Here is a 14,740-nt window from a genome sequence, read left to right as displayed (position 1 = left end):
CAATCTACTAGAAAGAGGAGATGCAAATGAGTGATGTACAATCATTAGTTGGAGAAAAAATTTATGTACAATTATCAGGTCGTAATTATTTTGAAGGAATACTAACAGATTATGGTAGAGACGTCCTTGTATTGTACAATGGAGAAAAATACTATTATATTCCATGGCTTCACGTTCACAGGGTTAGTCTTAGTAACAACTTTAAAGACAAAATAGATAAACCTACTGGACCTTCAATAGCAGAAGATATTGGAACGATCTCTTATCGGAAAATATTATCAAATGCAAAAGGAATCTTTGCAGAGATTTATGTTACTGGTAATATCACATTTCATGGAAATATTATAAACGTATTAAGTGACTATATCGTGTTTTATTCACCTGTATTTAAAATGCTGTATATCCCTTTAACACATTTAAAATGGCTAACACCATACAATCATAATACCAATCCCTATAACTCGGAAATCAATCTATTACCTGTAAATGCAAATATGTCATTTTCACGCTTATTTGATACACAATTAAAAAAAGAAGAAGGGAAATTTGTCGTATTTGATGGGGGAATTGACCCAATGAAAATTGGAATACTCAAAAGCGTAGAGGAAGGTGCCATTGAATTAATAGTAGCAAGTGGTGAGGTCACTTTATTGAGGCTTAATCATATTAAATCGTATCATTTACCATAGCAAATGAATTTCGAAAAAGATTTTATATCATCCTCTTCATTGTCAATCTTCTTCCAGTTTTCTTTATCACAAATGATGTGGATCTGAGAATAAGTCTGTGGTGTTTAGTTAAAATGGGAAGTAAATTTGAGGCCACCTTCTATAGGTGGTTTTTTAATAATTAAGTATCTTAGTAGAGAAAATTAATGGGTTTGAAGTGAAAAGATAGGTTTGATTTCAATTTTGTTTAGTGAGCTAAATGCCAAAACTTACAAATTTTAAAATAGTTAAACATTCGATTTCGCTTAAGATAATTACTTCTATTCATGAAATCACATCCACCATTAAAAAAACCACCAGTCAAAATGCTGGCGGTTTATGATTTGTGTAGTTTTACTGTAATTTATCTTAACCTAATGGTGCAAAAAAATCTTCTATTGTTTTCCCTTTATATTTTGTTACCGGCTGAATATGGCCAGAAGGAGCGTCAGGGTTTTTCATTAAATAGTTTCTCTTAACATACTCAAGGTCTTTTGTATCAACTACTCCATCAAAGTTGATATCGGCTTCTCGGTCATTTGTATTAAGCTTGTTAGTAATGTAGACTGCATCAAGTATATCGATGACGTTATCATGGTTAACATCTCCAGCTCGCATAGTAGCGTAGTAAAAATACTTTAATTTTCCAGCTGCCATTCCATCATAGGAATCGACCATTTCATCAACTTTTACATGTCTTTCGAAGTGACCAGGTATTTTGATAACGATTTCATAGGATTGGTCTAATAATGGCAGATTCTTTACTGAGAATCTTGCAGCACTATTGATTGTTGCATCATAACGTTTTCCATCTGTGCCACCAATGACATACACTTCGGCTCCAACTTTTGAATAGTCTTTTTTAGGATCTAACCAAATTTGATTGCTTGGGATAAAGCCGTCTGGCAAGAATCCACCTTCAAGAATTGAATATGTTGGAATAATATTTAATCCTCTACCGAACTTGTTGGTAATCGTCGTTTGTGGTTGACCTAAAATATTTGCCTTTGCAGTTTGAATACCAAATTGTTGAACCCACTTTGTATAGACACTTGGATCATCCTTCACTTTGAAAGTAAGCGTGGCAATTGGCATATTTGCATTGATTCCAGATAATGGAGTAGTTCCATCTAAATTTGTCACTAATTTAACCCAGTTGCTCGACGTGTCGGTTTTAAGATCTTGTGCTGTTAGTTTGGCTGTAAGTCCCATGGACTTCGCAGCATTTACATATTCACTATTTAACTCAGCGCCTTGGAAATCAAATAGTTGATAAGGATAAGCGACTGTAAACTCGCCACCCATGAAATTTTTAATATTTTGTTCGTTTAATGTTACTTTAACTGTTTCACCATATTTTGCATTACTTTTGTCAGTCGTTAATTTCATATATGGAAGGCCTTTTCTGATCAATGTGTAAGTAAAATCAGGATGATTTTGAACGCCGTTCGTAGCAATATCCTGAGATTGAATAGTCATTGTTGAAAAATCTCTTCCAGCTTGAATCATTCTTGTGTATTCAAAGTTTCCTATACTGTCAACAACTAACGGTACGTTACCAGATGGGTTTGAAGCAGAGGTAACATTTACTTTATTATTAGATTGGTCAATATTTTCGCCGTTTTTATTCCATAGATCAATGGAAGAATCAGTAATATTCCCACTGATTTTTAATCCAGTTTCATCTACTTCATATACTCCACCTGGTACATTTGTTTTTAACGTAGGTAGTGTATTATCAATAATGATTTGCTTGGACTTTTTAAAGACTTTTCCATCTTCATTTGTACCAACGATTTCAATCTCGTATCTTCCTGGTGAAGCAAGTGATTTAGTAATGTGAACTGGCTGGTCAGGATTTCCAGTGAATGGGAAGTAAAGTCCATTAAATCCAGCATCCAAACCAAAAGTCATCCCTTCATTAAAGCCATCATCGAAAGAATCAATAATCCCCAATTCTTGACCAGTATCTGCATTTTTCAATACGATATCAACAGTCTCCATGCGGCTCTTCAGAGAGAAAGCAATTCCGGTTCCTCCATAGATTGCAAAAGGTAAATCTCTTCTTGTATTAAAGGCTTTAGTTGTTAAAAGTACATCTTTTATTCCTTGCTCCATTTTATTTAATCCAAATGGAATTTGATAGACTTCATTACTGTCATCTTTATTTGTAAAATAAATATATCCTTCATATAAACCTAACTCAGCGGTTGTTGGAACATTTAGCTTAGGCATAATTTTTGAAGTGCCATTTACTTTAGCAGTGACTTCAGAAGGCATGTCCAAAGAAATGGCATTCTTTTCTGCATCTTGATCATAACCTGGAATATTATTAAATTTAACTTTAACGTCAAATACTTTGTTTTTATTTGAGTTGTTTGTAATCTCAATTGACTTTTTGTCTTTATAGTCCTTATCTGTTGTTACAACAGCTCCATAGCTTAAGTCACCTGATGTCTCTGGAATCATAACTTTTTGACCATCTTCCATTGTTGCTACTTCGTCATTAACACCAATTTGAATAGAAGTGTGGACTGCTTCATCCGTATCAATTCTTCCTGAGCCCTTTTCGAACACACTATAAGAGCCATTTAATTCATCCGCTGTATTCATTAGAGCTAACTTAACTTGCTGAGGTGTATAGTCAGGATGGGCTTGTAAAATCAAGGCAGCAGAGCCTGCAACATGTGGCGCGGCCATTGAAGTACCGTCAAATCTTGCATATGCATGCTCGTAATCATCCTTATGAGCTGCTCCGTTGTAGTAAGCAGGGATTGAAGAAAATACGGCAACACCTGGTGCAGTGATTTCAGGTTTAATATCATAATATCTTCTTGCAGGGCCTCTCGAACTAAAGTTAGCTAATTTATCACCTTCTGATTCAAATGTTCCAAAATCATTCATAGTGAGGTTAACGGCACCTTTATTTAACATATTGATAAGTTTTGTACCTTGATCATTTGGAATGCTAAAGGTCGGGATAAAATCAAAATTATTTCCAAAATAATATGGAATATAAGTCTCACCTGGAATATTATTGAACATTATGACAGCTTTGGCTCCATTTGCCTTTGCATTTTTAATTTTTACATTTAATGTTAGATCCCCACGTTCCATAAGTACAATCTTATCTTTCACATTTTTACCAGTGAATTCATATGTGTTTCCTTTTCCAACAAAAACGATTGGAAGAGTAGATCCTTTTAACGTATTGATATCAGAATAATCTGTAGCCACCATTCTCATATTATCTAATTTAAGTGTTTCATTTACTGAATTTGCAACTGCGTTATTAGTTTGAATTGTGATTGGAGAGCTGTTCGCACCAACTGTTATACCAAGTGCTGATGAAGCTGGGCTACCAATTGTATATTTTCCACCAGTTCCACCATTACCTGCAGCAAGAACACAAACTGTTCCAGCTAACGTTGCATTATTAATAGCAACTGACATTGGGTCTAGAGGGTTGGTTATACCTGCTCCTAAAGACAAGTTGATAACATCCATTTTATCTTCTACCGCTTTATCGATCCCTGCAATAATGTTACCATCTCCACCAGACCCATACGGTCCAAGAACCTTATAACCATAAAGTTCAACTTGTGGAGCAACACCTGTTATGGCGAAATTTGAATGATTTTTTCCAGTACCTGCGATGATACCCGATACGTGTGTCCCATGAGCTGTGTAATATGGTTCACCCGAAAGCTGATTAAATTCTGGTTGGCCAGATTTCTTCCAATCATCATAGTTTGTCTCCATTGGATCTGAATCGTTGTTTACAAAGTCATATCCACCTTTATAAACATCTTTTAAGTCTGGGTGAGTATAATCGATTCCAGTATCTATGACTCCTACCTTTACACCCTTTCCAGTAATCCCTTCGTTGTGTAGTTTCTCAGCACCGATTTGTTCCATGTTATTTAAATTTATGGAAGAATTGTTTGCTGGTTCTCCGTTTTGTTCTACGAGTGGTTCTACTGAAACTTCTTTATCTTCGTATACCGCTTTTACAGAATCTAAGTTTAATAGTTCTTTTACCTGATTAGCAGGTAGAGTCATTGAAACTCCATTGAAAACATACTTGTATTCTCTTTTAATATCAGCGGAATTATTTAATTTGGAATTACCATTTAGCTGATCCTTAAATTTTTTATGGGATTCATCTACTAGTTTCAGTGATTCATCACGAGTTGTCGTAACTCCATTTGATTGTTTTACCTTGTAATCAATCTCAGAAGGAGCTTGTTTAAATTGAACAATAACATTTAAAAGAGTATCTTCATTTAAATTCACATCTGGTGAAATCATAAGCCCTGTATAGTCTGTCTCTTGCATACTATGAATTCTTTCCCGATCAACATTGGATAAATTTTTTATGTAACTGTCAATATCCTTAATAGTAGTACTGGAATCTGTCACTGCAAAAGATGTCTGTCCGGGTATAAAAAAAGTTGTAAGTATGCTTGTTGATAATGCCCCAGCGGACATGGCTTTCATAATTTTTTTGTTTCTACTCTTCCCCATAAACCTCTCCCTTTTCATACAATATTTGATGATTTATATATTTGTAAAAATGTGCTGTTTTCGTCCGAGTTACGATACTTCACATTTCATACACGGAATGAACTTTGAAAGATGAAGATTACTCTCGTAAGAGTTTCAAAATAATAAACCTTAATATTCTGAATCATCTAACAATTAATATTATATTTAGACATGGTTTTAAAATATATTGGGGGAAATATATTAAAAATTGGTTTGTATTTTCTTAAAATTTCCTACCAAAACACTGAAATTATGTTACATTTTGTAGAAAAAAATGTAAGAAATAAAAATTCCCCCGAATTCACTGTATTTTTTTTGCGGATTATTCGACATTGAATTCGGGGGAATATCAGGTATTAACGAAGGAAAAGAAAATTGAATTTACGTATAAGAAATGAAATTGAGTAAATCGACTTAGTTTTTCTTATTTTAAATGGTGAGTTAAGACTTAAGAATTATTTTTAGACGGCAGAAAGCAGATGTTGAAGAGCGAAGGGGAAGAGAAAAGATGTTTGAAGTACAAGAGTTATAGTCCGGTAGTTCATTTATACGAAACTACTTAACTAAAGAACTAGTCATGCGGGAAGATATGTATTTATTCCAACGATAAAGTAAGGAATATAAAGTCACTGATAAGGCATGAGAAAATGTTAGGGATCAGTTAGTTGTCAGCAGGGTAAATGGGGGATTTCCATACATCGTTTTATAAGAAGGTGACTATTTAAAAAATGATGAGCTTTATTTGAAACATTTCTATGAAAATATGGAACTTGATGTGAAGTGTGTAGAGAAAGTAATGCCTTATATTCATTAGCTGTGGGGTAGAGGAGTTCATTCGGAGACGAATATTGAGAATAAGTCAGTGTTATTTAGTTATGATGGAAATTCTACAAAGCTTTAGGACAAGTGGTGTAGGAAAAACACATCTAGCAACCATAATCGGAATATGAGCGATCAAGAAAAGAACGAGTACATATTTTATCAAGTGTAACGATTTCCAAAAAATCCCCCAAATTCAGTGAAAACATTTTCTAAATTCCACGATAAATTACAACATAATCCCTGTTTCTTCTACCGCATTAGATAAAATACAGCATTAAAATAATGCGTTCTTGTAGAATCTTGTTTAAAAATATAAATAAAAAAGAGATAGAAATTCCCCAATATACAAGAACATTAGTAAAGGACTATAATGTGAACAAATTGATATTTCTGAATATTTGATATTATCAAACTAATAATTTGCACGTAAAATTCCAACTTAGAAAAAGAAATCAGAGGATTTAAATGTGAAATTAAGTAACAAACATGAAACCTTCTCATTATTACAGAAATATCAATTTATACATAGTTAGGAAATAGAGAGGACGTAAAAAGAATGGACAAGAAAAAGAAAATGTTGAAAAAAGCGACAACCTTAGCGCTTGGAGCAGGATTGGTTACAAGCGGACTATCCGCTTTCAATCCATCTTCGCCAACTCCGGTGCATGCTGCAACTAATCCGACAGCGGTGCAGATCTTATCCAAGTTGACGGCAGCACAAAGACAAGCCCTGCAAAAGTTAACCGCTAATGACCAATCCGGTCTGTTTTTAGACCCAAAAGTCAAACTCGGAAGTACAGCAAACGTTTCTGTCATCGTTCAGTTTAAAAATAAGCCGGAAAAGACTGCAGTGCTGGAGGCAGCAGTAAATGGAAGGAATTTGACGAGTACCCAAGCGAAAAGCAAGGCGAATGGTGACCATGAACTATTCAAACAGGATTTAGCAGAGGTATTTAAACAAAAACAGGATGGCACTTTTAAATTGAAGCGTGAATATAAATATGCCTTTAATGGTGTGGCGCTGACCTTACCGGCAAACAAAATTCAGGAAATCATGAAATCAAAAGCCGTTCAAGCGATATACAGCAACAACAAGATCATGGCGGATCCACCTGTAAAAATCAAGGATGCGATGCCATCAAGCGAACCGCAGGGACAAGGAATGGCAGCAGAGAACGCCTACCTTAATATCAACAAACTACATAAAGAAGGCTACACTGGAAAAGGTGTAAAAATAGCGGTCATCGACACAGGCGTAGATTATAACCACCCGGACATCAAAGCGGCGTTTAAAGGTGGATACGATTTCGTGGACAACGATGCCAATCCAATGGAAACCACTTATCAGGATTACCTAAATTATAAAAAAGTGAATCCAACGACGACTCTAAAAGCAAGCGATTACGAAACCGAACATGGCACACACGTTTCCGGAACGATTGTCGGTCAAGGGAAAAACAACAGCCCTTATGCGACAAACGGAATTGCACCGGATGCAAGTCTCTATGTGTACCGCGTGCTAGGTCCTGGTGGAAGTGGCAGTGACGAAAGTGTAATGGCAGGAATCGACAAGGCGGTCGCAGACGGTGTAGACGTCATGAACTTGTCTCTCGGGGCAAACTACAATGACCCGTTTTATCCAACAAGCATCGCAATCAACAACGCAGTCCTAACTGGTGTGACAGCGGTGATTGCAGCAGGAAATTCAGGAGACGGCATGTATACCTTGGGTTCACCAGGAAGTGCGCAACTTGCATTGACCGTTGGGGCAAGCGATGTTCCACAAGTAATCCCGACTATGAAAGGGAACTTGGACAGCGTGAGTTCTTCTATGCGCGGACTAGCAAAAGGGTGGAATGATGATTTCGCAAGTTCCCAAGGAAAAACGCTACCAATCGTAGCGGTTCCAAATTACGGAGCAGTAAATGATTACCTGAACATAAATGTAGCAGGAAAAGTGGCTCTTGTTCAACGCGGAAACAATCAAAGCATTAACGATAAAATCCTTCAGGCGAAACTAAAAGGCGCAGCGGCAATCCTGATTTGGAACAACAACCCGACAGAAGGGTATATGCCATTTTATTTGGGTGAAGGGACCGATTTTATACCAGCGTTTAACTTGACCAACGCAGACGGTCTTGCTTTAAAGGCGAAAATCGCATCTGGTATGACGCAATTCTCGTTTGCGAATTTAAGTTCTTATAAAACATCAGGAGATAACTTAGCGTCGTTCAGCTCCCGTGGTCCATCCCGTACGACATATGACATCAAGCCGGAAGTGACTGCACCAGGCGTAAATGTGCTTTCGACTGTGCCAGGATTTGTACATACACCTGACAACCCGTCCGATTACAGCACCGCATATGAGCGGATGAGCGGAACGAGCATGGCAACGCCGAATGTAACAGGTATTGCAGCGCTTCTATTGCAGGCAAAGCCAAATCTTAATCCAGAAGATATCAAAACGATTTTAATGAATACGGCAGTTCCGTTAAATGGAACATATAGCGTTTTTGAACAAGGAGCAGGGCGCGTTGATCCGTACAAAGCAATCCACTCTACAATGGAATTCCAAGTGAAAGAAACAACGCCGACCTTAACACCAAAAGGAGACCTATCTCAAATCAAGGAAAAGACAGGTGCAATGAACTTCGGAAATCTGTCCTTTTCTGGAAAAGACATTTTAAGTACGCGCAGTTATATCATTCAAAACAACGGAAGCAAAACAAAGACGTTTGACGTCAAAGTTACTTTCCAAAACGGGGTAAGAGGATCGCTCGATGCTAGTAAAAATGGGGTGAAACTAATCGCTCCATCGTCTATTAAAATGAATGCAAACAGCAAGTTTAATGGTAAAGCGAGTCTTTATATTCCGAAAAAAGCTCAAAAAGGGATTTACGAAGGATATATCACGTACACTAACCGCGGCAATAAAACGGAAACGTACCGTGTGCCATTTGCCGTGCATTATGTAGAAGAGGGAATCCAAAGTTACTTTTTTGATTATGATAGCACCACAACGGCACACAATCATCTCAGTACGCTAGTCTTTAACCCAACCGTATATGGCCACTTCACATTAAAGTCGCATATGAGATACCTTTACGAGATCATCACTGACAACGAGGGTAATGAGCTCGGGGTCACCAACTACGGGGACGGAATGGGGATCAATGAAGGCGTCCAGTATAGCACTGGATTTGACGGAACGTATTATCCGTTCACCGGCGATGACGACAACCCGCTCTCAGCCAAGTTTGTCAATGCGAAGGAAGGTCAGTATAAGTTAAAGATGATCGGATTCAATGATGCAGGAAAGGCGTTTGTTTCATCAACGGCTGAAATAAATATCGACAACACGATGCCGGATGCATTCGATGCTCATCTAGAGGGAGAACAGCCAAACAATCCGTTTGTGGAATATGAGCCGGGAACAAAATCGATTCCGTTTACCGCTCTTGTCCATGACAATGGGATTTCAGGTCAAAAGGTCGACCAGTCCAAAAACTATCTTTACTATTTCTATAACAGCTTACAAGGTCCAACCGGAATTTATAACTTAGATTCAAAAGGAAACTATCAAGGCCAAGTCAGTACGGATCCAAATGGAAATTTAGTTGATTTCGAACTGGAGGGAATAGACCATGCGGGCAACACTTTCGGCCGAAAATATAACTTCCTCGTTCCGAACAACTACACCTATGTATATGGGAAGCCGAATGTGCCGATGCGCGGGAGTTATGTCTTCGCCCATAAAGGCGACAGCATCACTTATACGTTAACAGCCAACCATGTAAAGAACTTAAAAACAGCGGCCTATCGCTTTATCTCAAGAAACGTCGACACCGTTGTAACCAATGTGTCCTTGAATCCGGCAGCTGCAGCACTCGGCGCAACGCTCACATACACGAAAACGCCATCATCGACACAGGTAACCAACAATGTCACGGTCAACTTTGACCCGACAAATGGCGTAAATGGTAACATACCGATGGTCGATGTCACGATTCAAATTCCAAATACGCCCGATTATACTGATTCATCGAGCATGACGAACGCGGTATCTTCGACCTTTACTAGTGTGAGCGGGACGGTGACTAGACCATACAGTTGGGTTCCTCCAACTGGGATTCTGCCGAATTTCTCAACCGTCTATGGGATGATCCGCCCGGAAGAGCTCCTGGATGCGAAAGGAAATCTTGTTTCGCGTGACTATACGAAATTTGGTGCGAAAGTATCGGTGGTCGACAGTGAAGGAAACACGTATTCAGGGACCATTAACAACAAGTTCGGTGGGTTTACGATTAACGGACTTCCGGTCACGCGTGACGATTTAACCTTTATCCAAGATTTACCTGGACATTTCACTATGTATAGCACCTTTAATGAATACCGAACGCTAGACGGGGTGGACTATGGGGACTGGAAAACGTTAAGCTACCCTAATGACATCGAGAATGCCACAGCCGGAGATGTCAATAAAGACAACGTCATCGACATTAAGGATGCCCTAGCCATTCAGGCAAGCTTCGGGGCGCATGCAGCTGACGGAAATTACAACCGGGGTGCCGATATCAACTTTGACGGCGTTATTGATGGAAAAGATTTCGCCTATGTCGAAGAGAACTTCGCCCTGCAGAACTCGACCGTGGATAATGCACCAGCGCCAGTAAAGAAAATTAACGGAAAAACACTTGTTGATATTAAGCAAGAATTAGGACTTTAAGAACCATAGGCCGGTGGCGATTTTGATTGGTGCTGCCGGCAGATTATGACTAAAGATAGGTGTTGAAAGCATGAAGAAAGTATGGAAATGGTTCTCCCTCCTCCTAGTCATGATGCTCGTCATCGGATCAGGGACCGTCATTTATTTCTTTGCCAAGTCAAAGGGGAATGTGGAAAAAGTTCCGAGCATTCTCGGTTACAAGCCGTTAATCGTACTGTCTAACAGTATGAAGCCGACCTTCCAAGCAGGCGATCTGGTGTTGATCAAGGTGAATCGGGAACCGAAATTAAACGATGTTGTGACCTATAAAAGAACAGATGGCACATTCATCACACACCGAATTGTGAGAATGACAATGAAGGACGGAAAACCTCTCTTTGTTACCAAGGGTGACGGCAACAATCTAGAAGATGATGGCTACGTGGCTAAGGAACATATTTTGGGGGTAGAAACCTTCTCCATCCCGAATGTTGGATATATTTCCAAGTTTTTCTCCAGCTGGTTTGGTTTTTTCCTTTTGATTGAACTGCCGCTCTTGTTAGTGGTGATACTCGAAATCTTTCAGCGTCTCGGCATTTTTGGGAATCAAAATGAAACGAACGTTCAGCATTAAAAAACTAGAAAGGCAGGAACACCGAAATGAAAATGAGTAAGGTGAAAAAAGCGTTAATCGGAACCGCATTGGCAGGTTCTTTAGTGGTTGGGGCCGGATACGGAACCTATTCATGGTTTACCGCGCAAATGACCGCAAGCGGAATGGTCCAAAACGGAACATTTGAGATAAATAACGGGCAAAGTGAGCAGCAATTGACGTTTTCTCCAGATAAGCTTGCGCCTTCCCAAATAAGCGAAATGTCACCAATCTTGATTAAGAATACAGGCGACTATGATATGTTTATCCGCGGTAAAGTCCATTTTACGATTGACAATGCACCAGCTGGCGTTTCGATTGATAAGCTGTTGAGCAATTATGAAGTACAACCGACGATGCTGTATAACAGCGAGACCATATCGGACATTGACTGGATCGAACTTGACGATCTGCAGACGACGTTAGACAACCTGCTTCCGGGTAAGGGAGAGGATGATTCAGACCGCTTAAAAGCAAACGACAAAATCGAGATCGATTTAAAATTACGTTTAAAAGATAGTGCAGACAACAAACTGCAAGGAGTTGCCTTAAAAGTCAGCTTTAAGGTCCAAGCCAAGCAAACAGATTCAAATGCAAAATTTCCAAAAAAATAATAGTTAAAGCAACATCCCGCAAAATGCTTGGGCGGGATGTTTTTTTTTGTCAAAGGTACGGTTCTTGTGTTGTATATTATATTTGCAAAACAAGAAGAAGGTAATCGCTTGAAGACCAAATGGAAAATACATCTAATGCACTACAAATTAATTTGGACAGGCATTGATCTAGGTTAAACCAGGATAGACTGCTGGCTTTTAATATGGCCTTATAGGACTAGTTCAAACCACCAGATTGTCTGGAGAGTTTTACTTGTTTTATATACCAACACCAGTATACACTCGAAATAATCCAACCTAATAATATACCACTTACGTTTAAGATTACATCGTCAATATCCATAACTTTATTAGGATATCCTGTTACATAATTGATTCCCAGCTGAATTATTTCAATGGATAGAGACAGTAAAAGACCAATTAAAAAAATTTTATGAAACGGCAGATTTTTTCTTTTTAGTACTACATAGAGAACTGGAATTGGAAATAGCAAAAGAATATTTCCTATTATTTGTATCCATAGATCATGGTCAATTGATTTAAGAATTGTGTAAAACGGTGAAAATTGATAATAGAGCCTACTAGTTATTTCAGGATTTTTTTTATAGAAATACGTAATTGGAAAGAAGACAACTTTTACTAAAGATAAGTAGTAAAAAAACCATATTGTAAAATGATAAAATCTTTGCTTTGTAAATGTTTTACTAATCCATTTTATCTGCACAAAATATGGTATTAATACTAACAAAAATACAATAAAAAATTCAATGGGATCTAATGTTATTGAAAAGCCGATCATATTAATATTTCCTGGATATAGATGTTTTTCCTTCCGTTATGATCTGTGTAGTTTTCTTTTTTTAAAAAATACATTGTATCCCCCTTAAATTTAGTAATGGCAAAGTCCTTCAACAATTCCATCGGAGAAAAATAAAAGAAAATTAATATCAAATGTGAACAAATATTGAAAATAGAAATAAAGGTGAAAAGTAGAACTATAGCGAACCATATAAAAACATTGCTACCTGAAAGGCTGGTCTAAAATGCTTAATTTCGTTTTTCCTGGTTTAGTCTTAATTATTTTAGTTGCAGTTTTTGTACTATTTAATAGAATCGTTAAGAAATCTAAAAGATCATAGTTTGATAGCGAAAAAGAATCTACAAATTGATTCTTTTTTTACTTTGCTCTGTTAAATACTATTTATTACAATTCAAATATAAAACAAGGACCAAATTTAAAAGTTGAAAGAGCCACTTTAACAAAAATTACAAATTATTCATACAAATTTATACCATATTTACAGTATCTATACAGTTCCTAAATACTCTTCCTTTATATTGAAAGTAAGAAAATATTCAGGTAGGGAGTGTTATTCATGGGGAACAAGAAAACGATTATCAGTGCTGCTTTAACAATTGCAACTGCAACAACATTTGGATTTAATCATTTCGTAGATGCAAAAGGATCCGATAATAGTCACAAGCAAGGAAAGGCAAAAAATGTGATTGTTTTTGTTGGAGACGGAATGGGGGCTGCACACCGTGAAGCGATCCGACTGGCTACTGTTGGACAAACTGGTAAACTAGCAATGGATGATATGCCATACGCTGGATTGGTACATACTAGCTCAACTACTGCTATAACAGATTCGGCAGCTGCGGCTACTGCTATGGCTTCAGGGGTAAAAACGTATAATGGGGCAATTGGTGTTGATGCAAACAAGAAGTCAGTAAAAACCGTCATGGAAATGGCGAAAGAAGCTGGGAAATCAACTGGTTTAGTCACAACTAGCCAGATTACGGATGCAACTCCAGCAGCATTCGGTGCCCATGTAACTGATCGTTCAAAACAAAGTGACATTGCTAAGCAGTATCTTGAAAACAGCAAAGTCGATGTTCTATTAGGTGGAGGAGAGGACTTTTGGTATCCTGCAGGAAATGCTGGAAGCTACGAAGATCACCCAGCAAAGGACTCTTCTGAACAAAGTAAAGGAACACAAGGAAATCTTGTTGAGGAAGCGAAAAAGCTTGGCTACAATTACGTAACGAATGCAAATGAGCTTCAAAAAGCGAAAAACGGTAAGTTGTTAGGTCTTTTTGCAAATGAAGAAATGTTCGAACAAAGAGAAGAGGGAAAAGGCGATTTATATGATCCAGTAGTTTCTCTTCCTGACATGACAAAAAAAGCGATCGATACGCTATCGGATAATAAAAAAGGTTTCTTCTTGATGGTAGAAGAAGAAGGAACAGACGAAATGTCTCATGAGAATAATGCTGAAAAAATGATCAAGGCTGGTCAAGAACTTGATAAATCAGTATCTGTAGCTAAGGAATATGCAATGAAACATCCTGACACTCTTGTTCTAGTAGTAGCAGACCATGAATGTGGCGGCTTATCAATTGAAGATGTGGACACAAAAGATGAGTCAGGCGATGGAATTTCTAAAGAAGACGGTCCATTTAATGTGGCAAACAGTAGCAATCAATTCATGATTGACTGGACAACAAGTGGTCACGGTGGTGTATCTGTTCCTTTAACAGCAATTGGTGCAGGAGCAGAACGTTTATCAGGAACATATGAAAACACTTATATCTATGAGGCTATTAAACAAGCAATGGGTTTGAAAAAATAAACTAGAATTTAGAAAACATTCCATTTTTACTTATGGAATGTTTTTTTGTGCTAGAAATT

At 37.7% G+C, this 14,740-nt stretch carries 7 protein-coding genes and 1 pseudogene; 6 read left to right on the top strand and 2 right to left on the bottom strand.

Annotation, left to right across the window (positions count from 1 at the left end):
* The first annotated feature begins 26 nt into the window (after positions 1-26).
* Complete coding sequence (locus tag EP747_RS05520; protein ID WP_129688902.1) at positions 27-689, top strand: DUF2642 domain-containing protein; 663 nt, start codon at positions 27-29, stop codon at positions 687-689.
* Between the two features lie 387 nt (positions 690-1,076).
* On the opposite strand, the gene EP747_RS25065 is transcribed toward EP747_RS05520, so the two are convergent.
* Positions 1,077-5,234, bottom strand: coding sequence for a S8 family serine peptidase (locus EP747_RS25065; RefSeq protein WP_165346869.1), 4,158 nt, complete (start codon positions 5,232-5,234; stop codon positions 1,077-1,079).
* A 514-nt stretch (positions 5,235-5,748) separates the two neighbouring features.
* Between EP747_RS25065 and EP747_RS24670 the strand changes: the two are divergent.
* The 4 genes and pseudogenes from EP747_RS24670 to EP747_RS05500 form a co-directional block, all read left to right on the top strand.
* Positions 5,749-6,156 (top strand): annotated as a pseudogene (locus EP747_RS24670) (SpoVR family protein); the annotation flags it as partial.
* A gap of 477 nt (positions 6,157-6,633) precedes the next feature.
* The gene (locus EP747_RS05510) at positions 6,634-10,803 is read left to right on the top strand and encodes a S8 family serine peptidase (RefSeq protein WP_129688900.1); all 4,170 of its coding nucleotides are present in this window, start codon (positions 6,634-6,636) and stop codon (positions 10,801-10,803) included.
* 70 nt (positions 10,804-10,873) lie between these two features.
* A complete protein-coding gene (locus EP747_RS05505; RefSeq protein WP_129688899.1) occupies positions 10,874-11,416 on the top strand; it encodes a signal peptidase I in 543 nt (180 codons plus the stop codon).
* 26 nt (positions 11,417-11,442) lie between these two features.
* Positions 11,443-12,048 (top strand): TasA family protein, encoded by a 606-nt coding sequence (locus EP747_RS05500; protein WP_129688898.1) that lies wholly within the window; start codon positions 11,443-11,445, stop codon positions 12,046-12,048.
* A gap of 217 nt (positions 12,049-12,265) precedes the next feature.
* On the opposite strand, the gene EP747_RS05495 is transcribed toward EP747_RS05500, so the two are convergent.
* The gene (locus EP747_RS05495) at positions 12,266-12,847 is read right to left on the bottom strand and encodes a VanZ family protein (protein WP_129688897.1); all 582 of its coding nucleotides are present in this window, start codon (positions 12,845-12,847) and stop codon (positions 12,266-12,268) included.
* Between the two features lie 577 nt (positions 12,848-13,424).
* On the opposite strand from EP747_RS05495, the gene EP747_RS05490 reads away from it, so the two are divergent.
* Positions 13,425-14,681, top strand: coding sequence for an alkaline phosphatase (locus tag EP747_RS05490; protein WP_129688896.1), 1,257 nt, complete (start codon positions 13,425-13,427; stop codon positions 14,679-14,681).
* Positions 14,682-14,740: the final 59 nt, after the last annotated feature.

Origin of the sequence: Gottfriedia acidiceleris (assembly GCF_004138285.1) — a bacterium.
Taxonomy (GTDB): Bacteria; Bacillota; Bacilli; order Bacillales; family Bacillaceae_G; genus Gottfriedia; species Gottfriedia acidiceleris_A.
This window is presented reverse-complemented; position numbering and strand designations above follow the sequence as displayed.

Coding starts and splice junctions, on each gene's coding strand:
- EP747_RS05520 (WP_129688902.1), top strand. CDS start 27: ATGAGTGATGTACAATCATTAGTTGGAGAAAAAATTTATGTACAATTA.
- EP747_RS25065 (WP_165346869.1), bottom strand. CDS start 5,234: ATGGGGAAGAGTAGAAACAAAAAAATTATGAAAGCCATGTCCGCTGGG.
- EP747_RS05495 (WP_129688897.1), bottom strand. CDS start 12,847: ATGATCGGCTTTTCAATAACATTAGATCCCATTGAATTTTTTATTGTA.
- EP747_RS05490 (WP_129688896.1), top strand. CDS start 13,425: ATGGGGAACAAGAAAACGATTATCAGTGCTGCTTTAACAATTGCAACT.
- EP747_RS05500 (WP_129688898.1), top strand. CDS start 11,443: ATGAAAATGAGTAAGGTGAAAAAAGCGTTAATCGGAACCGCATTGGCA.
- EP747_RS05510 (WP_129688900.1), top strand. CDS start 6,634: ATGGACAAGAAAAAGAAAATGTTGAAAAAAGCGACAACCTTAGCGCTT.
- EP747_RS05505 (WP_129688899.1), top strand. CDS start 10,874: ATGAAGAAAGTATGGAAATGGTTCTCCCTCCTCCTAGTCATGATGCTC.